The following is a 247-nucleotide window of genomic DNA, read 5'->3' as shown; positions in this document are numbered from 1 at the left end:
AATTATGAGTGTTCAGTTTTTTTCTGTTGAATTTAAAGATTTTATTTATAACTTTACAATGGCTAAGTACCAATTGGAACATTACCAAAACTTCAGAATGGCAGGTCTTTCTGGCGGCGGGGGGGCTCAACTTTCCTTTACACAGAGTTTTGGCTTTTTGATTGGTTTATACTTACTAAGCCGCAATGATAAAAATAAATTTATTCTACATATTGGTTGCGTCTTCATTATTATATCTGTTTTTTTA

General features: G+C 32.0%; 1 protein-coding gene. It reads left to right on the top strand.

What is annotated here, in order from left to right; translation table 11 throughout:
- Positions 1-247: hypothetical protein (locus tag AAEZ18_RS19385; RefSeq protein ID WP_352256073.1), on the top strand; the 247-nt coding region annotated here is incomplete at both ends.

It is taken from the genome of Pseudoalteromonas sp. 19-MNA-CIBAN-0066 (genome assembly GCF_040308705.1).
GTDB classification, from domain to species: domain Bacteria; phylum Pseudomonadota; class Gammaproteobacteria; order Enterobacterales; family Alteromonadaceae; genus Pseudoalteromonas; species Pseudoalteromonas nigrifaciens.
The sequence above is the reverse complement of the archived record's forward strand: the minus strand, read 5'-3'. Positions and strand labels throughout refer to the sequence as shown.